Source organism: Bradyrhizobium sp. DOA9, from assembly GCF_000617845.2.
Taxonomy (GTDB): Bacteria; Pseudomonadota; Alphaproteobacteria; order Rhizobiales; family Xanthobacteraceae; genus Bradyrhizobium.
Genome location: NZ_DF820425.1, coordinates 3371447 through 3390533, shown reverse-complemented (window position 1 = coordinate 3390533; position 19087 = coordinate 3371447). Strand labels below are relative to the sequence as shown.

The 19087-nt window shown below is 65.8% G+C and carries 17 protein-coding genes and 1 pseudogene; 10 read left to right on the top strand and 8 right to left on the bottom strand.

The window, feature by feature from the left end; genetic code table 11:
* Positions 1–134: 134 nt before the first annotated feature.
* Both BDOA9_RS15820 and BDOA9_RS15815 read left to right on the top strand, forming a co-directional pair.
* Positions 135–911: an SDR family oxidoreductase gene (locus BDOA9_RS15820; RefSeq protein WP_025034920.1), complete on the top strand. Its 777-nt coding sequence runs from the start codon at positions 135–137 to the stop codon at positions 909–911.
* Positions 912–1027: 116 nt separating this feature from the next.
* On the top strand, positions 1028–2446 hold the full coding sequence (locus BDOA9_RS15815; protein ID WP_025034919.1) for an amidase: 1419 nt from the start codon (positions 1028–1030) through the stop codon (positions 2444–2446).
* Between the two features lie 227 nt (positions 2447–2673).
* Here BDOA9_RS15815 and BDOA9_RS15810 read toward each other — a convergent pair whose 3' ends face one another.
* The 3 genes from BDOA9_RS15810 to BDOA9_RS15800 all read right to left on the bottom strand — a co-directional run bounded on the left by BDOA9_RS15810 (position 2674) and on the right by BDOA9_RS15800 (position 6504).
* Positions 2674–4110: an extracellular catalytic domain type 2 short-chain-length polyhydroxyalkanoate depolymerase gene (locus BDOA9_RS15810; protein WP_025034918.1), complete on the bottom strand. Its 1437-nt coding sequence runs from the start codon at positions 4108–4110 to the stop codon at positions 2674–2676.
* A 100-nt stretch (positions 4111–4210) separates the two neighbouring features.
* Complete coding sequence (locus BDOA9_RS15805; protein ID WP_025034917.1) at positions 4211–5320, bottom strand: amino acid ABC transporter permease; 1110 nt, start codon at positions 5318–5320, stop codon at positions 4211–4213.
* Between the two features lie 2 nt (positions 5321–5322).
* Positions 5323–6504: an amino acid ABC transporter permease gene (locus BDOA9_RS15800; protein ID WP_025034916.1), complete on the bottom strand. Its 1182-nt coding sequence runs from the start codon at positions 6502–6504 to the stop codon at positions 5323–5325.
* 88 nt (positions 6505–6592) lie between these two features.
* Between BDOA9_RS15800 and BDOA9_RS40030 the strand changes: the two are divergent.
* From BDOA9_RS40030 to BDOA9_RS15780, 4 genes and pseudogenes are all read left to right on the top strand, one after another.
* A pseudogene (locus BDOA9_RS40030) lies at positions 6593–7466 on the top strand (MurR/RpiR family transcriptional regulator).
* A gap of 3 nt (positions 7467–7469) precedes the next feature.
* On the top strand, positions 7470–8819 hold the full coding sequence (locus BDOA9_RS15790) for an aspartate aminotransferase family protein (protein WP_025034915.1): 1350 nt from the start codon (positions 7470–7472) through the stop codon (positions 8817–8819).
* Between the two features lie 12 nt (positions 8820–8831).
* Entirely contained in the window at positions 8832–9842 is a 1011-nt protein-coding gene (locus BDOA9_RS15785; protein WP_025034914.1) for an amino acid ABC transporter substrate-binding protein, read from the top strand.
* Positions 9843–9990: 148 nt separating this feature from the next.
* Positions 9991–10641 (top strand): aspartate/glutamate racemase family protein, encoded by a 651-nt coding sequence (locus BDOA9_RS15780; protein WP_025034913.1) that lies wholly within the window; start codon positions 9991–9993, stop codon positions 10639–10641.
* On the opposite strand, the gene BDOA9_RS15775 is transcribed toward BDOA9_RS15780, so the two are convergent.
* Positions 10638–11285, bottom strand: coding sequence for a TetR/AcrR family transcriptional regulator (locus tag BDOA9_RS15775; protein WP_025034912.1), 648 nt, complete (start codon positions 11283–11285; stop codon positions 10638–10640). The genes BDOA9_RS15780 and BDOA9_RS15775 overlap by 4 nt on opposite strands.
* A 133-nt stretch (positions 11286–11418) precedes the next feature.
* Between BDOA9_RS15775 and BDOA9_RS15770 the strand changes: the two genes are divergently transcribed.
* The 4 genes from BDOA9_RS15770 (at position 11419) to BDOA9_RS15755 (ending at position 14899) form a co-directional block, all read left to right on the top strand.
* On the top strand, positions 11419–11628 hold the full coding sequence (locus BDOA9_RS15770; RefSeq protein WP_018648108.1) for a ferredoxin: 210 nt from the start codon (positions 11419–11421) through the stop codon (positions 11626–11628).
* A 57-nt stretch (positions 11629–11685) separates the two neighbouring features.
* The gene (locus BDOA9_RS15765) at positions 11686–12906 is read left to right on the top strand and encodes a cytochrome P450 (RefSeq protein WP_025034911.1); all 1221 of its coding nucleotides are present in this window, start codon (positions 11686–11688) and stop codon (positions 12904–12906) included.
* Positions 12907–12991: 85 nt separating this feature from the next.
* Positions 12992–13651 (top strand): sulfite oxidase-like oxidoreductase, encoded by a 660-nt coding sequence (locus tag BDOA9_RS15760; protein WP_025034910.1) that lies wholly within the window; start codon positions 12992–12994, stop codon positions 13649–13651.
* A gap of 24 nt (positions 13652–13675) precedes the next feature.
* Positions 13676–14899, top strand: a complete 1224-nt coding sequence (locus BDOA9_RS15755; RefSeq protein WP_025034909.1) for a bifunctional alpha/beta hydrolase/OsmC family protein — start codon at positions 13676–13678, stop codon at positions 14897–14899.
* 1 nt (position 14900) lies between these two features.
* Here BDOA9_RS15755 and BDOA9_RS15750 read toward each other — a convergent pair whose 3' ends face one another.
* The 4 genes from BDOA9_RS15750 to paaI form a co-directional block, all read right to left on the bottom strand.
* Positions 14901–15977: a YeeE/YedE family protein gene (locus tag BDOA9_RS15750; protein ID WP_025034908.1), complete on the bottom strand. Its 1077-nt coding sequence runs from the start codon at positions 15975–15977 to the stop codon at positions 14901–14903.
* 149 nt (positions 15978–16126) lie between these two features.
* Complete coding sequence (locus BDOA9_RS15745; RefSeq protein WP_025034907.1) at positions 16127–17128, bottom strand: quinone oxidoreductase family protein; 1002 nt, start codon at positions 17126–17128, stop codon at positions 16127–16129.
* Between the two features lie 77 nt (positions 17129–17205).
* Positions 17206–18537 carry a phenylacetate--CoA ligase PaaK gene (paaK, locus tag BDOA9_RS15740; protein ID WP_025034906.1) on the bottom strand — a complete coding sequence of 444 codons (1332 nt, stop codon included), beginning with the start codon at positions 18535–18537 and terminating at the stop codon, positions 17206–17208.
* Between the two features lie 38 nt (positions 18538–18575).
* The gene (gene paaI, locus BDOA9_RS15735) at positions 18576–19025 is read right to left on the bottom strand and encodes a hydroxyphenylacetyl-CoA thioesterase PaaI (RefSeq protein WP_025034905.1); all 450 of its coding nucleotides are present in this window, start codon (positions 19023–19025) and stop codon (positions 18576–18578) included.
* Positions 19026–19087 lie beyond the last annotated feature (62 nt).

Sequence of the window (19087 nt, the reverse complement as noted above, 5' to 3'; positions counted from 1 at the left end):
CCGGCAGTCGCCGCCTTTTGACTGCACTGCAATGGACCAAACGCGGCGGCAGTGCAACGCTGCACTGCAATGTTGACCATGGCGCGGGCGAGCGCCTACTGATTTGATCCCTGTTCCCACCAACGAGTACCCCCATGGATCTGCATCTGCGCGGCAAGCGCGTCCTGATCACCGGCGCGTCCAAGGGCATTGGCGCAGCCGCCGCCGAGGCCTTCGCAGAGGAAGGCGCGCATCTCCTGCTCGCGGCGAGGAGCAGCGATCACCTCAAGGCGCTGGCCGACCGTTTGCGCGCCGCGCACCAGATCGACGCCACAACGAGCATCGTCGATCTGCGCAAGGAGGACGACGTGGCCCGGCTGGCGAAAGAAGCCGCCGACATCGACGTCCTCGTCAACAATGCCGGCGACATCCCCGGCGGCTCGATCGACAAGATCGACGAGGCGACCTGGCGGCACGCCTGGGAATTGAAGGTGTTCGGCTATATCAACCTGACGCGCTACATCTACGCCCAGATGAAAGCCAGGGGCGGCGGCGTCATCGTCAACGACATCGGCGCGGCCGGCGAGAAGTTCGACGCCAATTACATCTGCGGCAGCGCCGGCAATGCCGCGCTGATGGCGTTCACACGTGCGCTCGGCGGCAAGAGCCTCGCCGACAACATCCGCGTGGTCGGCATCAATCCCGGCCCCGTCGGCACCGACCGCCACGTTACCCTGCTCAAGACGCGGGCCCAGCACCAGTTCGGCGACGAGAGCCGCTACAAGGAATTCCAGAAGAGCCTGCCGCTCGGCCGTCCCGCGCATGCGCGCGAGATCGGCGACCTCATGGCGTTCCTGGCCTCGGATCGCGCCGGCTATACGTCGGGCGTGATCTACACGGTCGACGGCGGCATCAGCGCCGGGTGGGGTTAACTCTATCCTCGTCATTGCGAGCGTAGCGAAGCAATCCAGGAATTGTTCCGCAGTGACCGTCTGGATTGCTTCGCTGCGCTCGCAATGACCGCACAATAGGCATAGGAGTAAACTAATTGTCTCAAGATCTGATCCGCGAAACCGCCTGCGCCGTCGTCGACAAGCTGCGCTCCGGCGACGTCTCGCCGCTCGAGCTCCTGGACGTGCTGGAGAAGCGCATCAAGGAGGTCGACGGCAAGGTCAACGCGCTGCCGACGCTGTGCTTCGATCGCGCGCGGGAGAGCGCGAAGACATTGATGCGGAAGCCGGCCGGCGCGCGCGGGCTGCTCGCCGGGCTGCCAGTACCGATCAAGGATCTGACCGACGTCGCGGGCGTGTTGAACACGCAGGGCTCGCCGATCTTCAAGGACAACATCCCCGCGACATCCGACCTCATGGTCGAGAACCTCGAGGCCAACGGCGCGGTCGTCTACGCCAAGTCGAACACGCCGGAATTCGGCGCCGGCGCCAACACTTTCAACGAGGTGTTCGGCGCGACCCTCAATCCGTGGGATACGACGAAATCGGCCGCGGGCTCCTCCGGCGGCGCGGCGGTGGCGCTTGCGACCGGCATGGCCTGGCTCGCCCAGGGCTCCGACATGGGCGGGTCGTTGCGCAGCCCCGCGGCCTTCTGCGGCATCGTCGGCATGCGGCCGAGCATCGGCCGCGTCGCACATACTCCCAAGTCCGGCATCGATCGCAATCTCGGCGTGGTCGGCCCGATGGCGCGCAACGTCGAGGATCTCGCGCTGCTGCTGGACGCCATGAGCGGCGACTATGCCGACGATCCGCTGTCGCTGCCGGCTCCCGCAACCTCGTTCCTGTCGGCGGCCCAGGCGGGCAAGAGGCCGAAACGCATCGCCTATTCGCCCGATCTCGGAATCACGCCGGTCGATCCCGAAGTGAAGGCGATCACGCGCAAGGCCGCCGAACGTTTCGCCGAGGCAGGTGCCATCGTCGAGGAGGCGCATCCGGACTGGCGCGAGGCGCATGAATGCTTCCACGTGCTGCGCGCCTTCGATTTCGCGATCACCAAGGCCAATCTGCTGCGCACCAAGCGCGACCTGCTCAAGCCCGAGGTGATCTGGAACATCGAGGAAGGTCTCAAGCTCACGGTCGAGCAGCTCGCGCGCGCCGAGGCGCAGCGCGTCGGCATGACGGCGCGGGCGGTCGAGTTCTTCAAGCGCTACGATCTGCTGCTGACGCCGACCACGATCGTTCCGCCCTTCCCGATCGAGCATCGCTATGTCGCCGAATGCGCCGGCAAGAGGTTCGAGAACTACATCGAATGGCTCGGCATCGTCTACGCCATCACGCTGGCCTGCTGCCCGTCTCTCTCCCTGCCCTGCGGCTTCACGGCCTCGGGCCTGCCGGTCGGCGTCCAGGTGGTCGGCGCGCCGCGCGCCGACGCGCAGGTGATTGCCGGGGCGAAGGTGCTGGAGGATATCTTAAGCCTGCGCGGGACGACGCCGATCGATCCGAAGGTGAAGAACTAGGCTCACTCTCGTGCCCTTTACGTAGCGCAGCGCTATCCCGGCGATGCGAAGCATCGTCCGGTCAGCGTTGCGCTGCAGAGCCGGGGCCCATCTCTCTGCGACTTCCGGCGCTGCCCTGGGTCCCGGCTCTGCGGCGCAGCGCTGAAGCGCTGCCCCTTGTCCGGGACACGGGACCTGACCTCTCGCTGGTCGCCTCCAGGCTGCGACTGTAGCGCGACATCGGTTCGCTATCTGGCGATCGGGCAGGAGCCGGGATTATCGCAGCGAGGAGGCGTCGATCGCGTGGTGCCGGTCGCCTCGTCGGAGCTCGGACCCTCCGCCCCGTTGAGAATGACCGAGACACGCCATCGATATGTTGTTTGCGGCGTCAGACCGGAATCCCCAAAGCTCGCGCCTGTCACGTCGCCAATCGCCTGGAACGCACCATCTGGCCCCGCACGCGAAACCCGGTAGATCGTTCCGTCGCCCCCTGCAGACCAGGCCAGGTCGGCGCCGTTATCCGACGTATCGATCACCGCGAGCGACTGCGGTGCCGATAGCGAGGGCGCCGTCGCGCCGGCGGGCGCCGCGGCAACGGCCGTGAGCGCATCCAGCATCGCCTTGATCGCCTTGATTTGCGATCCGGACTTCGTCACGTAGCTATCCCGATGGTCGACGTAGCTCCACCAATCCCAACAGGCCTGCGGATTGCTTGGCCAGTATGGGCTGGTCTTGGTCTGCGGATAGAGAATGATCAGGTGGTTCGTGTCCGCCCACTCATTGTAACCTGCCTCATCCACGAATCTGCGTCCGATATCGGCGACGTCCTGCTTGCATCCGTGGAGCGCGACGTGGACGCGACACGGACTGCCCTGCTCGCAATCCCGAGGTACGAACACATAGCCGGTATCGCCCATGCTCAGCGCGTCGGGCAGATGCGGCGTGGTATAGATCGATTGATCAAAGCTCTTCACCGAACCTGCAAGCGGTGCGGGACCGGGCGGATTCAGGCGGCCGTAAATATGCTGCAGGATGACGCCGGCCTGGTCGTAGCCGCATTGGTCGATATAGGGCTCCGTGTTTGCCTTGCAGTCGTTGAGCCCGGGCGCGCCCTGCTTCGCCACGACGAACGAGTGGCCCGCGCCGAGCGTGGCCTGATAGAACAAATTGCCGCGATTGGCATCCCCCAGATAATGGCGATAGAAATCGGCGGCCGCATCGGTCGCGGCCTTGTCGACGACCGCGTCATTGTAGCCGTGAAAGAGATAGACCTTCTGCCTGCCGACATTGCTGAGAGGGTCGATCTCGCCCGCTACGGCCTTGGCGTCGGCCTTTGCCGTAAAATCCTTCGGATCCAGATCCGACGCCGGCCCCTTCATGCATGCACCGGTGGCCCGCCGGATCGGCCCCCAGTACCAGGTGACGGCGTCGAACGCGTCCGCCTTCGCGCACCAGTAAGGCCCGCCTGCGACCACGCCGACGCCCTTGATCACCGACGACCACGCCGTGCCGAACTGAACGGCCATGAACGCGCCCGACGAAATTCCCGAAATCGAACTCTCACCGATCGGCGCGCGATAGCGCCGTAACCCCTCGGCGGCACACGATGAGACGCCGAGAATGGCTGTGAAGATCAGGACGCAGATTTGGGCGGCGATGAATTGCCGCAAAACGGCCACGCGCATGACAGCCTCGCCAAATCGACCGCAGGAGCAACCTCTGGTATTAGAGCTCAAGATCGGCAATTGGTGCAAGCGCAAACAAGCGGCACCAAACGAGGAAGCGTCACTTCGGCGTTGTCCGCGCCTCCAGGCTCCGGCTGTAGCGCGACATCGCAAAGCAAAAGACAAAGTAGATCGCGGCAACGAAAATGTAGACTTCGACGGAAAACTGCTGCCAGGCAGGATCGATGATCGCGGTCTTGGCCGTCGTCAGCAGATCGAAAATGCCGATGATCAGCACCAGGCTGGTGTCCTTGAAGAAGGCGATGAAGGTGTTGACCAGCGGCGGGATGACGTGGCGGATCGCCTGCGGCAGGATGATCAGCCGGTGCTTGCGCCAGTAGGACAGGCCGAGCGCGTCGGCGGCCTCATATTGCCCGCGCGGCACGGCCTGGAGGCCGCCGCGGATCACTTCGGCAAGGTAGGCGCCGGCGAACAGGATGATCGCGATCTGCGCACGCAGCAGCTTGTCGATGTTGAATCCGGCGGGCATGAACAGTGGAAACATCACGCTCGCCATGAACAGCAGGCTCACCAGCGGCACGCCGCGGATCAGCTCGACATAGAGCACGCTGAGTGAGCGGATCGCCGGCAGCTTCGAGCGCCGGCCGAGCGCGACCAGGATGCCGAGCGGGAAGCCGAAGGCGAGACCGAACGTCGCCAGGATCAGCGTCACCGGCAGTCCGCCCCAGCGATCCTGCGAGACAAAGGACAGGCCGAGCACGCCGCCCCACATCAGTAGGCTGATCAGCGCCAGCGCTCCGATCCAGAGATAGACCAGCTCGCGCCGCCACAGCGCACGGCGGGTCGAGAGGTAGTACAGCGCGATGAACAGCACGACCGACAGTGCCGGCCGCCACTGCTCGTCGAACGGGTAGGTGCCGAACAGGATGAAGCGGTACTTTTCGGGGATGATGGCCCAGCAGGCGCCGAGGCCGCGTGCCGCGCGACAGGCGCTGGAATCGCCCGTGGGCGTCAGCCAGACCGCATTGGCGATGCCCCACTGCACGAAGCTGAAAATACCCTTGGCAAGCAGCGCCAGCAGCAGGACGGTGATGATCCCATTCGGGATCGAGGAGAACAGGTTCTTGCGCAGCCAGTGCAGCACCGGATTGCCAGGCTGCGGACGACGGGCAGCTCTGGGCGTCTCCGGCATATCGGTGATTGCCGTCATGATCAGCGCTCCACCAGTGCGATGCGCGAATTGTACCAGTTCATGAAGAAGCTGATGGAAAGGCTGATGGTCAGGAACACCGCCATGATCAGCGCGATCGCTTCGATGGCCTGCCCGGTCTGGTTCAGCGTGGTGTTGGCGATCGAGACCACGTCCTGGTAGCCGATCGCGACCGCGAGCGAGGAGTTCTTGGTCAGGTTGAGATACTGGCTCGTCATTGGCGGCACGATCACGCGCAGCGCCTGCGGCAGGATGATCTGCCGCAGCATGAAGCTGCGGCGCAGGCCGAGTGCGTTGGCGGCGTCCCATTGCCCGCGCGGCACCGACTGGATGCCGCTGCGCACGATCTCGGCGATGAAGGCCGAGGTATAGGTCACCAGCGCGATCAGCAGCGCAAAATATTCCGGCGCGAGCGTCAGCCCGCCGACGAAGTTGAAGCCGCGCAGCTGCGGCCACTCGATCGTCCAGGACACGCCGAGCACCAGCGAGATCGCCACCGGCATCACGACGATGAGGCCGAGTGCAAACGGCCAGGCAGGCCGCGGCTTGCCATCGCGCATCTGCTGCACGACCAGCCATCGCCGGACCAGGAAGAACACCGCACAGCCCAGCACCGCGGTGCCGAGCACCGCGAGCTGCGGCGGGCCGAACGGGATCGCCGGCAGGATCAGGCCGCGATTGGACAGGAACACGCCCTCGACGGGCCGCCACGCCGCACGCGCGGCCGGCAGCGCCTGCATCAGCACGTACCAGAACAGCAGTTGGAGCAGCAACGGGATATCGCGGAGCGTTTCGACATAGACGGCCGCAACCCGCGACAGCAGCCAGTTGGCCGACAGTCGCGAGATGCCGATCAGGGTGCCCAGGATCGTCGCGAGCACGATGCCGATCACGGCGACGCGCAAGGTGTTGGCGACGCCGACGACGAAGGCCCAGAGATAGCTATCCCGGGGATTGTAGGCGAGCAGGCTGTCGGAGATCGGCATGCCGGCCTCACGGCCCAGAAAGGCGAAGCCAGTGGTGATGCGCCGGGCCGAGAGATTGGTGACGGTGTTGGACCAGAGGAAGGCGATCACCCCGACCGCGATGCCGACCACCAGGGCCTGCCAGAACAGGCCCTTCAATTCGTTGCGCCCGAGCACGAAGCGGCGACGCGGCGGCGGTCTGGGATGATCGGCGGTCACAGCACGAGAATCCTTCTTCGAATGCAGCGATTTCCGGCAGCGCACTTCAACTGTTGCATCAAACTCCATTTCATGCAACAAATGTTTCATGGCCGAGCCCGTTAAATCCTCGCCCCTGAGCGAACTGCGCATCGCGTTGCCATCGCTCCCCCTGCGCCTGCAGGAGGTCGGCCGTTTCGTCGCCGCCAATGATTACGACGCCACCACGCGCTCGATGCGCGATCTCGCGGCGGAAGCCGGCGCCGATCCCGCGGCGTTCACGCGGCTGGCGAAGGCGATCGGCTATTCCGGATGGGACGAATTGCGCGCCGCGCTGACCGAGGCGCGGCGGCCGTCGCAGGCCGCGCCCTTCTCCGGCCGCACGAGAGGCCGCCGTCACGGCCCGAACGCCGATGTAACGCTCGTCATGGACAAGCTCGAGGCCGAAGCCGCCGGCCTTCCGCGGATCCCGGCCCACCCGATCGCCGAAGCGGCGCGCGCGCTGCACGACGCCAAGCGGATCTGGATTGCGGGCTATCGCAGCTGCCGCAGCGTCGCGGAGCTCCTGAACTACGAGCTGCGCCTGTTCCGGCCCGAACAGGTGCAGATCGTCGGCACGTCCGGGCCCGACGACCTCGATCTCGGCGCGTTCCGGCCGGGCGAAGCGGTCATCGTCATCGGCTTCCTGCCTTACACCCATGCCAGCGTCCGCGTCGCGCAGGCCGCTCACCACAGCGGCGCAACGTTGATCGCGATCGCGGACAGCCTGTCGGCACCGATGGCCGAGGGCGCCGATCATGTGCTGCTGTTCGAGGCCGCGTCATCGCCAGGCTTCTTCCCCAGCCTCACCGGCGCGATCGCGATCGCGCAGTCGCTCGCGGCCGTCACGTTCTCACTCGGCGGCGCCGCCGCGAAAAAAGCGTCTGGAAAATACCGAGGCGCGGCTCAACGCTGCCTCAACTTACGTCTCGGAGAAAGGTTGACCCATGAGCACTCGCAACAGCCGCGTGCTGCATCGTTCGCTGCGCGAAACGCCGCCCAAGGCGATCGGCGGCGAGGGCGTCTATCTGTTTGCGGAGGACGGCCGCCGCGTGATCGATGCCTCGGGCGGCGCGGCGGTCTCCTGTCTCGGCCACCAGCATCCCCGCGTGATCGCGGCGATGGCCAAGCAGGCCTCGACGCTGGCCTATGCCCACACTTCCTTCTTCTCTTCCGAGCCGGCCGAAGCGCTGGCCGAGCGGCTGGTCGGGCATGAGCCCGGCGGCCTCGCCTACGCCTATTTCGTTAGTGGCGGTTCGGAGGCGATCGAAGCCAGCATCAAGCTGGCGCGGCAATATTTCATCGAGCGCGGCGAACCGCAGCGGCAGCATTTCATCGCGCGGCGGCAGAGCTATCACGGCAACACGCTCGGCGCGCTCGCCGCCGGCGGCAATGCCTGGCGTCGCGCGCCCTATGCGCCGCTGCTGTCGACCGCCTTCAGCCACGTCACGCCGGCGTTCGCCTATCGCGAGAAGCGCGAGGGCGAGTCGGATGCGCAGTTCGTCGCGCGCCTCGCCGCCGAGCTCGACGCCGAGTTTCAGCGGCTCGGCCCCGGCACCGTCGCGGCCTTCCTCGCCGAGCCCGTCGTCGGCGCCACCGCCGGCGCGGCGACCGCCCCGGACGGCTACTTCAAGGCGGTGCGCGAGATCTGCGACCGGCACGGTGCGCTGTTGATCCTCGACGAGGTCATGTGCGGCATGGGCCGCACCGGCACGACGCACGCCTGGGAGCAGGAAGGTGTCGCACCCGACATCCAGGCGATCGCAAAGGGGCTCGGCGGCGGCTATCAGCCGATTGGGGCGATGCTGGCAAGCAGCAAGATCATCGATCGCCTCCGCGCCGGCTCGGGCGCATTCCAACACGGTCACACTTATCTGGCGCATCCCCTCGCCTGCGCCGCCGCGCTCGCGGTGCAGGATGTGATCCGCGAGGACGGCCTGCTCGACCGCGTGAAGGAGCGAGGCAAGCAGCTCGAGCAGCGCCTGACGGAGCGCTTTGGCAATCACCGCCATGTCGGCGACATCAGGGGCCGCGGCCTGTTCTGGGCGATCGAGCTCGTCGCCGATCGCGCGAGCCGCGCCTCGTTCGATCCCGCGCTCAAGCTGCATCAGAAGATCAAGGCTGAAGCCTTCGCGAACGGGCTCGGATGTTATCCCGGCGGCGGCACCGTCGACGGCGTCCGCGGCGATCATGTGCTGCTGGCGCCGCCGTATATCGCATCGGCAGATGAGATCGATCAGATCGTCGACAAGCTCGGCACGGCCGTCGACAACGTGTTGCGTAGTGTCAATCAGTGAGGGGAGAGTCATATGAGGAAAGTGGTTATCGCAGCGGGCCTGCTCGCGGCATCGACGGTGATGGCGTCGGCGGCGACGCTCGATACGGTGAAGAGCCGCGGCACGCTGGTGTGCGGCGTCAGCGCCGGCTTTGCCGGCTTCTCGGCGCCGGACTCGCAAGGCAATTATAAAGGTCTCGACGTCGACTATTGCCGCGCGCTGGCGGCCGGCGTGCTCGGCGACCCCACCAAGGTGCGTTACGTGTCGCTGACGGCTCAGAACCGCTTCACTGCCCTGCAATCGGGCGAGATCGACGTGCTCTACCGCAACTCGACGCAGACCTATTTGCGCGGCGTGACGCTCGGCCTGCGGCAGGGCCCGATCAACTTCTACGACGGCCAGGGCTTCGTCGTGAAGAAGGAGCTCGGCGTGAAGGAGCTGAAGGACCTCAAGGGTGCCACCGTCTGCGTCGCGCAGGGCACCACGCACGAGGTCACGCTCGGAGATTACGGCCGCGCCAACGGCATCGACTGGAAGCCGCTGGTGTTCGACCGCATCGACACCATGTACCAGACCTTCTTCGGCGGCCGCTGCGATGCCATGACCCAGGACGCTTCTGCGCTCGCCGGCGCGGTGACCACGGCGGCGCCGAATGCGGCCGACTATGTCGTGCTGCCGCAGACCATCAGCAAGGAACCGCTCGGACCCTTCACCCGCAACGGCGACGAGGTCTGGAGCGACATCATCACCTGGCTGCATTACGGCCTGATCGAGGCCGAGGAGCTCGGCGTCACGCAAGCCAATGTCGAGGAGATGACGAAGTCGCAAGTACCCGCAATCCAGCGCCTGCTGGGCGCTTCGGGCGACCTCGGCTCGCGGCTCGGGCTCGACAACAAATGGCTGGTCACGGCGATCAAGGCCGGCGGCAATTACGGCGAGATCTTCGAGCGCAATGTCGGCAAGGCGAGCCCGCTCAAGCTCGATCGCGGCCTCAACGGCCTCTGGAGCAAAGGCGGCTTGATGTACGCCATTCCGTTCAAATAAGGGCGCCCCGTGTCCCGGACGCGCTGCAGCGTGCAACGCTGCTGCGCGGAGCCAGGACCCGGCGACGATAATAGGCCCCGGCTCTGCAGCGCAATACTGCGCATTGCGCTGCGTCCGGGGCATGAGACCTACCAGGTGATCACTTTCAATGACGACGCCCCCTCGCATCGCCCTCATCCACGCCCTCAAGCATTCCATCGCCCCGATCGAGGCGGCGTTTGCGCAGGCCTGGCCCGAGGCACGGCTGATGAACCTGCTCGACGACAGCCTGTCGGCGGACCTGGCACGCGATGGCCAGCTCAACGCCGCCATGACCGAGCGCTTCCTCGCGCTCGGTAACTATGCGGCGGCGATGGGAGCGCATGGCATCCTGTTCACCTGCTCCGCCTTCGGCCCATGCATCGAGGCCGTCGCGCGCGCGCATGCGCCGATGCCGGTGCTCAAGCCGAACGAGGCCATGATCGAGAGGGCGGTGACCATGGGCCGGCGCATCGGCCTGCTCTCGACCTTTCCGCCGACCCTGCTTTCGATGCCGCCCGAATTTCCCGCCTCCGTCGAAATCGTGCCGAAGCTTGCCGAAGGTGCGCTGGCCGCGCTCGACCGCGGCGACCGCGCGACGCACGACCGGCTGATCGTGGAGGCCTCGCGGAGCTTGCGCGATTGCGACGTCATCGCGCTGGCGCAATTCAGCATCGCCGCGACCGCGCCGCTGGTTGCCGAGGCCACCGGCCGCCCCGTCGTGACCACGCCGGACAGCGCGGTCGAGAAGCTGATGAAGCTCCTGAAGGCGAATGCCTAAGCGCCGGCCTTGGTCCGACGTCGCGCATCCTTGATCGCGACCGCAAGCGCAGCCTTGGTCTCGTTGACGAAATCCTCGACCAACTCCTCGCGCGTGGCGTGCGCCGCCTCGCCGGTGAACAGGCCCTGCTCGGCCAACATCACCACGCCGTGCAGCGCCGCCCAGATCTTGAGCGCCTGCCGCTCGCGCAAATAGCCGACGGCGGGCGCTTCCAAGGCTTCGATCACGAGCGCAAAGGTCTCCCGCGTCGCTGCGTGCAGCTCGCTGCCCTTGGCCGCGCAGGACACCGTGCGCGAGGCGAACATCAGGCGGTAGATGCCATTCCGGCGCAAACCGAAATCGAGCGTGGCCTGTGCGAGGCGGGAGAGCTTCGATTGCTTCGAGGGCTTTTCCATCGCTTCGCGCAACAGCGCCGAGAGCTGCCGGAATGCTGCCGCGGTGACGGCGGCGAGCAGCGCCTCGCGGTCGGCAAAATGCCGGTATGGCGCCGGCTGCGAGACGCCGAGCTTCTTGGCAAGCGCCTTGATGCTGATCGCCTCGGCGCCGCCCTGCTCCGCCTCGTGCAGCGCGGCCTCGATCAACGCATCGCGGAGATCGCCATGGTGGTAGGTCTTCTCGGGCTTGCGGGCTGGGCGTGAACGCATGTCGGGGCAAAGCCTATAAGTTTGCGCTTGACAGGGGAAGCCCACCGCGAATGTAATAGCATATAACTTAAGAATGGGATGAGGAAACGCGCCGCCTTCGGGCCCTCGCGCGCACACGACCAAGGAAGCCGAGATGGCAGAGCGACTGAAGGTTCACGTCGATCCCGACAAATGCCAGGGCCATGCCCGCTGCAAGGCGCTCGCGCCGGAGCTTTTCGAGCTCGACGAATACGGCAACGCCCACGAGGCCGGCGATGGCACCGTCCCGCCGGGGCTCGAGGACAAGGCCTGGCTCGCGAAATCCAACTGCCCGGAAATCGCAATCGATGTGATCGAGGAATAACGCGGCCGCGGCCGCCCCGCGTGCCTTCAGCGAACACGAGCCAAGGGATTCCCTGCCATGTCCGACCTCGACCAGCCCGCCGCCCATCCGCCCGTGACCGACTGGGTCCATGATTTCGACCACACCGATCCGCAATGGACGGAGGATCCGTTCCCGATCTGGGACGAGCTGCGCGCCGTCAGTCCGGTGGTGCACACGAAACGGTTCCTCGGCTGCTACCTGCCGACGACCTATGAGGCCGTGCGCGAGATCGCCAACGACACCGAACATTTCTCCTCCCGCCGGATCATCGTCCGCGATGTGCGCCCCGAGATCACCAGGAACGGGGCGCCGCCGATCACCTCCGACCCGCCCGAGCACAAGCCTGCCAAGCAATTGCTGCTGCCGCCTTTCACGCCGGATGCGATGAAGAAGCTCGAGCCGCGAGTCCGGGCCATCTGCAACGAGCTGATCGACGGCTTCCTCTCCGACGGCAAGGTCGATGCTGCCGCGCGCTACAGCAAGTACGTCCCGGTTCAGGCCATCGCGCACATGCTCGGCATCCCCGAGAGCGACAGCGACCTCTTCATCAATTGGATCCACATGATCCTCGAGCTCGGCATCAAGGACGAGAGCAAGCTGCTCCAGGCCGTGCAGGAGATGACGGCCTATTTCAGCGGCCACATCGAAGCGCGCAATAACAAGCCCACCGACGACCTGATCTCCTACCTGATGAACGCCCGGGACAGGAACGGCAATCCGCTCGAGGACAGCCACGTGCTGGGCTCGCTGCGCCTGCTGTTGATCGCCGGCATCGACACCACCTGGAGCGCGATCGGCTCCTCGCTCTGGCATCTTGCGAAGACGCCTGATGACCGCGAGCGGCTAATCGCCGATCCAGGGCTGATCCCGACGGCCGTCGAGGAGTTGCTGCGCGCTTATTCGCCGGTGACGATGGCACGCGAGGTGATCAAGGAGACCACGGTGTCCGGCTGTCCGGTCAAGCCGGGCAACATGGTGCTGTTGTCCTTCCCGGCCGCGAACCGCGACCCCAAGATGTTTCCGGACGCTGACAAAGTCGTGATCGACCGGCGCGAAAATCGCCATGCTGCCTTCGGCCTCGGCATCCACCGCTGCGTCGGTTCCAACCTCGCGCGCATGGAAATGCAGGTGGCGCTGGAGGAATGGCTGAAGCGGATTCCGGACTTCCGGCTCGATCCCGCAGGCACTGTGACCTGGTCTCAGGGAACGGTGCGCGGCCCCCGCCAGTTGCCATTTCTGCTCGGAAAGGCGATGTAGGTCTTCCCAGAGGCAGCGGACAGGCCTTTCATGGCGCGCGCGACACTAGGTGCGCCGCCGCCATGCATCGCCACGAGCACAGGCCATGACCGACGAGACGCCATCCGACAGCAAGCTGACGCGCACCAAGGAGAAGTGGGCGCGCGAGGGTCGCTTTCTCACCGGCAGGATTACGCGCCCGGAGGATCAAAGGCTTCCACCCGGACAGCACCTCACCAAGGACTGGCCGGTGCTCGATCTCGGGGTCACGCCGCCGGTCTCGCGCGAGCGTTGGCGGCTCGACGTCTATGGCGCGGTCGAGACTCCCGTGTTCTTGACCTTTGCCGAATTCGCCGCTCAGGAGCAGTCCCGGTTCACCTCGGACATCCATTGCGTCACGACCTGGTCGCGCTACGACAACGAATGGGAAGGGCTCGCCACGCGCGAGCTGCTCGCGACCTGCCAGCCGCGCGAGGATGCCCGCTTCGTCGTGCTGCATTCCTATGACGGTTACACCACCAATCTCGCGCTGGAGGATTTTGCCGCCGAGGACGCGCTGCTCGCCCACAGCTGGTCCGGCCAGCCGCTGACGGAGGAGCATGGCGGCCCGGTGCGGTTGGTCGTGCCGCACCTCTATTTCTGGAAGAGCGCAAAATGGCTCCAGGCCATCGAATTCCTGACTGAGGACGCGCCGGGTTTCTGGGAGGTCCGCGGCTATCATAACCGCGGAGACCCTTGGGCCGAGCAGCGCTATTCGGGCGATTAGGTTCGAGCAAGACGGGGGAAGCCCATGCCGACGGAACGCTTTCAATTCACCGGCGAAGGCGGCCATCAGCTCGCGGCCGCGCTGGAGCTGCCCGACGGCGAGCCGGCGGCTTTCGCGCTGTTCGCACACTGCTTCACCTGCGGCAAGGACACGCTGGCGGCCAAGCGGATTTCCGTGGCGCTGGCGGCCAAGGGCATCGCGGTGCTGCGCTTCGACTTCACCGGGCTCGGCTCCAGCGAGGGCGATTTCGCCAATGCGACGTTCTCCTCCAACGTCGCAGACCTCGTGCGCGCGGCCGATCATTTGCGTGACACCCGCAAGGCACCCTCGATCCTGATCGGCCACAGCCTCGGCGGCGCCGCTATCCTCGCCGCCGCCGGACAGATTCCGGAGGCACGGGCGGTGGCCACGATCGGGGCGCCTGCGGATCCTGCTCACGTCACCGGCCTGTTCAGGGAGCATCTCGACAACATCCGCACGCAGGGCGAGGTCGAAGTCTCGCTCGCGGGACGGCCGTTCCGGATCAAGCGCGAGTTCCTCGACGACATCGCCGAGCACGAGCTGATGAAGGATATCAACGGCCTGCACAAGGCGCTGCTGGTGATGCATTCGCCCGTCGACGACACCGTCGGCATCGACAACGCGACGAAGCTCTTCGTCGCGGCAAGACACCCCAAGAGCTTCGTCTCGCTCGACCATGCCGATCATCTTCTGACCAGGCCTACTGATGCGCTCTACGCCGCCGACGTGATCGTGGCCTGGGCGAGCCGCTACGTCGATATGGCGAAGCCCGGGAAGGCAATGGATCTGCCGGAAGAGCCGCGCAAGGTCGTGGTGCAGGAGACCCGCAAGAGCAAGTTCAACCAGACCATCACCGTCGGTCCACATCATCTGGTGGCGGACGAGCCGCTCGCGGCCGGCGGCGCGGATGCCGGACCCGGCCCGTACGACTTCCTGCTCGCCGGCCTGGGTGCCTGCACCTCGATGACCATGCGTCTTTATGCGGACCGCAAGTCGCTGCCGCTCGACCGCGTCACGGTCACGCTGAAGCATTCCAAGATCTACGCCAAGGATTGTGCGGAGTGCGAGACGCGCGAGGGCATGCTCGACCAGATCGAGCGCGACATCGCCATCGACGGCGCGCTCGATGCCGAGCAGCGCAAGAAGCTGATGGAGATCGCCGACAAGTGCCCGGTGCACCGCACCCTGACATCGGAGATCCGCATCGTGACCAAGGCGGTGGAGTAGCTCAAGCAGCCCGTTGGTCGGCTTCGGCGGCCTGGAGAGGTTGAACCCGCAGCGCACCGCGCAGCCCTGCCGCCGTGCCAAGCAGAATGCCGGCAACCGCGACGAACGATCCCAGCGCGAGCGTAGACACGCCCGTGAGCCCCTGCCCGATCGAGCAGCCGAACGCCATCACGCCGCCGATCCCCATCAGCGCAGCACCGGTCGCTGAGCGCAGCATGTGGCGCGGCGAGGAATAGCCTTCGAGCTTGAATCGGCCTGTTGCGAGCGCCGTCACCAGACTGCCGGCGAAGACGCCGGCCACGGTCGCGATGCCGAAGTTGAGCGTCAGTCCGGTCGAGAGCATGGCATATTGCAAGCTGTCGGCGATCGGCGCGACGAATGTAAGGGAGGTCACGGGGACGGGATTGAAATCGTCGGCACCGAGATAGCCGGTGACCAGCCAGCCGCCGGCAACGAGGAGGCCCACGATGATGCCCGCCACGATCTGGCCGGGCGCGCGGCGGAACGCCGGATGCGCAAAAGCGAACAGGATCAACGCGACGATGGTCGCGGCTGCGGCAAGCGGGCGCGAATGCGATTCCGTGAGGCCGAGCGTCGCCAGCAAAGACGGCAGCGAATTCGCGGCGACCGTGGTTTGCGTCGCCTGGACCAGCGCGATACGTCCCGGCGCGATCAGGCCCTTCAGGGTCATCTGCGCGGCGATCGCCAGCACGGTCACGACCACGAAGGAGCGGAGATTGCCGCGGCCGAGCAGCACCAGCGCCCGCGCGCCGCAGCCGTTCGACAGCACCATGCCGTAACCGAACAGCAGGCCGCCGAGGAACAGCACCGCCGGCGAAAACGACGGCTGCAGATAGATCGACTTGCCGAGATCGACCGTGCCGCTACCGGCAAGGAGCTGGCTGGCGGCGATCGCAACCGCAATCGCCAGCGCGTAGGTCCGCACCAGCCGCCCGTCGCCCTCCGCCAGAAACCCACGCATGCTGCTCATCAGGCAGAAGCCGCTGAGCAGGCCGACCGCGCCGTAGACGAGCCCGATGACGAGGCCTGAGAGGATGACGAGTTGCGTGGATTCCATCGGTTGTTCTCAGACCTCTCGCCGTTCTCCGTCATTGCGAGCCAACGGGTCCGCGCGAAGCGCGGCCCGATGACAGGCTCCGCGAAGCAATCCAGTCTGCCGCCGCGGGAAGATTCTGGATTGCTTCGCTGCGCTCGCAATGACGAGCTTCATGGCCGCAGGATCACCCGGTCGCGCGACGAGCCGGCGACCGCAACATATGCTTCCTTCGCGCGCTCCAGCGGATAGATCGCGTTGGCCTTGATCGGAAACGGCTTCAGATGGCCGCTCGCAAAGCCGGGGCCGAGGTCGCGCAGCACTGCGCCCGTCGCGGCGGAGGATAGACCCAGCGTGTCGATGCCGACATAGGTGTGCTGGCCGCGATAGAATTCGAGGATGTTGAACTGCACGATGCGGTCGATCGCGGCGATCAGGATCTGGCGGCCGCGGAGCGCGAGCGATTTGTGCGCGGCCTGGAAATAGGGATCGCCGACCGTGTTGAAGACGATGTCGGCGCCCTTGCCGCCGGTCAATTCGCGCACGCGCGCCACAACGTCGGTGGCGGAGGCATCGATCACCTCGATGGGCGCGTTGGCATGGCCTTCATAAGCTTCCGCCCTGCGCACCACGCCGATCACGCGCGCGCCCCGCCAGGTCGCGATCTGCACCGCCGCCTGGCCGACCTTGCCGTTGACGCCGAACACCAGAACGGTCTCGCCGCTCTTCGGCACGCCGGCGCGGCGAAGGCCTTCCATCGCGGTGACGAAGGGCACGCCGATGCCGGCGGCCTCCTCCCAGGACACGGTCTTCGGCCTCTCGACGACGGCATCGGCCTCGACCACGAGATGGCTCGCATGGGTGCCGTCGCGACGGATGCCGAGATCGCCTGAGGAGCCGAACACTTCGCGCCCCATGGTGCCCTCGGGTCCGTCGATCACCACGCCGGCATAATCGCGGCCGGGGGTCCGGGGGAACACGGCATAGGGCATCAGCCCGGTCGCAGCCTTGACGTCGGAGGGATTGACCGCAGCAGCCTTCACCTCGATCAGAAGATCATTCGGCCCGCGTGCAAGCATCTGCCGCTCAATTGTCGGCGCCAGCGCAGCGGCATTTTCAGCTTTGGCGTTGAGACGCACACAGCGCGCTTCGACGGTTTTGGCATCGGCTGACATGAAAAGACCCGCGATTTCTCGCGGGCCTTGTCGCCTCTGGAGCCGGTCGAGTCAATCCGTCCAGTCAGTCCTTCAAGTCAGTCCTTGGGCCGCTTGTCGTGGAGCCGCTTGGCCTTGCCGAGCGAGCGTTCCAGCGTCGCGGGCGCAACCACCTGCACCCTCGAGCTGACGCCGATCGTGTTCTTGATGTGGGTCGAAATCCGGTCCGCATGATCGACGAGCCCGCGTCCGTCCCAGCTCTCGGGCCGCGCCTCGGCGATGATGGTGAGCTCGTCCATGCGGCCTTCGCGGGTGAGTTCCAGAATGAAGTGTCCGCCGCACCAGTCGGTCGCGAGCAGCACCTCCTCGATCTGGGTCGGGAACAGGTTGACGCCGCGCAGGATGATCATGTCGTCCGAGCGGCCGGTCACCTTCTCCATCCGCCGCATGCCCGGCCGGGCCGTACCCGGCAGCAGCCGCGTCAGGTCGCGGGTGCGATAGCGGATCACCGGAAAGGCCTCCTTGGTCAGCGAGGTGAAGACCAGCTCGCCCGTCTCGCCGTCCGGCAGCACCGCGCCGGTCTCGGGGTCGATCACCTCCGGATAGAAATGGTCCTCCCAGATGTGCAGGCCGTCCTTGGTCTCGATGCACTCCTGCGCAACGCCCGGGCCGATCACCTCGGACAGGCCGTAGATGTCGGTGGCGTCCATGTCGAAGGCGTCCTCGATCTCGGCGCGCATCGCGTTGGTCCAGGGCTCGGCGCCGAAGATGCCGATCTTGAGCGAGCACTGGCGCGGATCGAGCTTCTGGCGCTTGAACTCGTCGAGGATTGCCAGCATGTAGCTCGGCGTCACCGTGATGATGTCGGGCCGGAAATCGTTGATGAGCTGCACCTGCCGCTCGGTCATGCCGCCGGAAATGGGTACAACCGTGCAGCCGAGCATCTCTGCGCCATAGTGTACGCCGAGACCGCCGGTGAAAAGGCCATAGCCATAGGCATTGTGGATGATCATGCCGGTGCGGCCGCCGGCGGCGCGGATCGAGCGCGCCATCACCTCGGACCAGGTGTCGATGTCGGCTTGCGTATATCCGACCACGATCGGCTTGCCGGTCGTGCCGGATGAGGCATGCACCCGCACCAGCTTCTGGCGCGGCACGGCGAACATGTTGAAGGGATAATTGTCGCGCAGGTCCGTCTTCACCGTGAACGGAAATTTGGCGAGATCGGAGAGCTCGTGAAAGTCGGACGGATGCACGCCCGCCTTGTCGAAGGCGTTGCGATAGTGCGCGACGTTGTCGTAGGCGTGCTTCAGCGACCAGGCCAGCCGCTGCGTCTGCAGCGCCATGATCTCGTCGCGCGAGGCGCGCTCGTGCGCGTCCATCTCCGCGCTATAGGCGCTGCCACCTTCCTTGAGCCTCGTCAGAGCCATCCTCGTTTCCCCACATTGTCCGTTCTTTTTGTTTGGTCTTATTGATCTTGCGCCGGCAGCCATGTGCCGGAAATGACGCGCGAATGCCCGCGGAATTCGGCGATGACGACCTCGTCCGCCGTGACACGCACGTCGTAGATGCCGGAGCGGCCGCCACGGGTAATTTCCCGCGCCTTCGCAATGAGACGATCGCCGAGCTTGCCGGGCTTGATGAAGGTGATCTGGCCCTGCGCCGCGACGACGCGCTCATTGTGCGAGTTGCAGGCGAACGCGAAGGCGGAATCGGCGAGCGTGAAGATGAAGCCGCCATGGGCGATGCGCTGGCCGTTGACCATGTCCGGCCGCACCGTCATGGCGAGCGTCGCGAAGCCCGGGCCGATCTCGACGATCTCCATGCCGAGGCCCTTGGAGGCATCGTCCTCGGCCCACATCGCCTCGGCGCAGGCGCGGGCGATATCCTCAGGCGACAGGGCGGCTTTGACGTTCACGCGCTTCTCCCGGCCAGATGTTTGCTCATGATGTTGTTCCGGTTGGCTCACGCTGTCAAATA

Bases quoted from the DNA above. Each gene is read 5' to 3' on its own strand.
- BDOA9_RS15820 (WP_025034920.1), top strand. From the start codon at position 135: ATGGATCTGCATCTGCGCGGCAAGCGCGTCCTGATCACCGGCGCGTCC.
- BDOA9_RS15810 (WP_025034918.1), bottom strand. From the start codon at position 4,110: ATGCGCGTGGCCGTTTTGCGGCAATTCATCGCCGCCCAAATCTGCGTC.
- BDOA9_RS15805 (WP_025034917.1), bottom strand. From the start codon at position 5,320: ATGACGGCAATCACCGATATGCCGGAGACGCCCAGAGCTGCCCGTCGT.
- BDOA9_RS15790 (WP_025034915.1), top strand. From the start codon at position 7,470: ATGAGCACTCGCAACAGCCGCGTGCTGCATCGTTCGCTGCGCGAAACG.
- BDOA9_RS15785 (WP_025034914.1), top strand. From the start codon at position 8,832: ATGAGGAAAGTGGTTATCGCAGCGGGCCTGCTCGCGGCATCGACGGTG.
- BDOA9_RS15780 (WP_025034913.1), top strand. From the start codon at position 9,991: ATGACGACGCCCCCTCGCATCGCCCTCATCCACGCCCTCAAGCATTCC.
- BDOA9_RS15775 (WP_025034912.1), bottom strand. From the start codon at position 11,285: ATGCGTTCACGCCCAGCCCGCAAGCCCGAGAAGACCTACCACCATGGC.
- BDOA9_RS15770 (WP_018648108.1), top strand. From the start codon at position 11,419: ATGGCAGAGCGACTGAAGGTTCACGTCGATCCCGACAAATGCCAGGGC.
- BDOA9_RS15765 (WP_025034911.1), top strand. From the start codon at position 11,686: ATGTCCGACCTCGACCAGCCCGCCGCCCATCCGCCCGTGACCGACTGG.
- BDOA9_RS15760 (WP_025034910.1), top strand. From the start codon at position 12,992: ATGACCGACGAGACGCCATCCGACAGCAAGCTGACGCGCACCAAGGAG.
- BDOA9_RS15755 (WP_025034909.1), top strand. From the start codon at position 13,676: ATGCCGACGGAACGCTTTCAATTCACCGGCGAAGGCGGCCATCAGCTC.
- BDOA9_RS15750 (WP_025034908.1), bottom strand. From the start codon at position 15,977: ATGGAATCCACGCAACTCGTCATCCTCTCAGGCCTCGTCATCGGGCTC.
- BDOA9_RS15745 (WP_025034907.1), bottom strand. From the start codon at position 17,128: ATGTCAGCCGATGCCAAAACCGTCGAAGCGCGCTGTGTGCGTCTCAAC.
- paaK (WP_025034906.1), bottom strand. From the start codon at position 18,537: ATGGCTCTGACGAGGCTCAAGGAAGGTGGCAGCGCCTATAGCGCGGAG.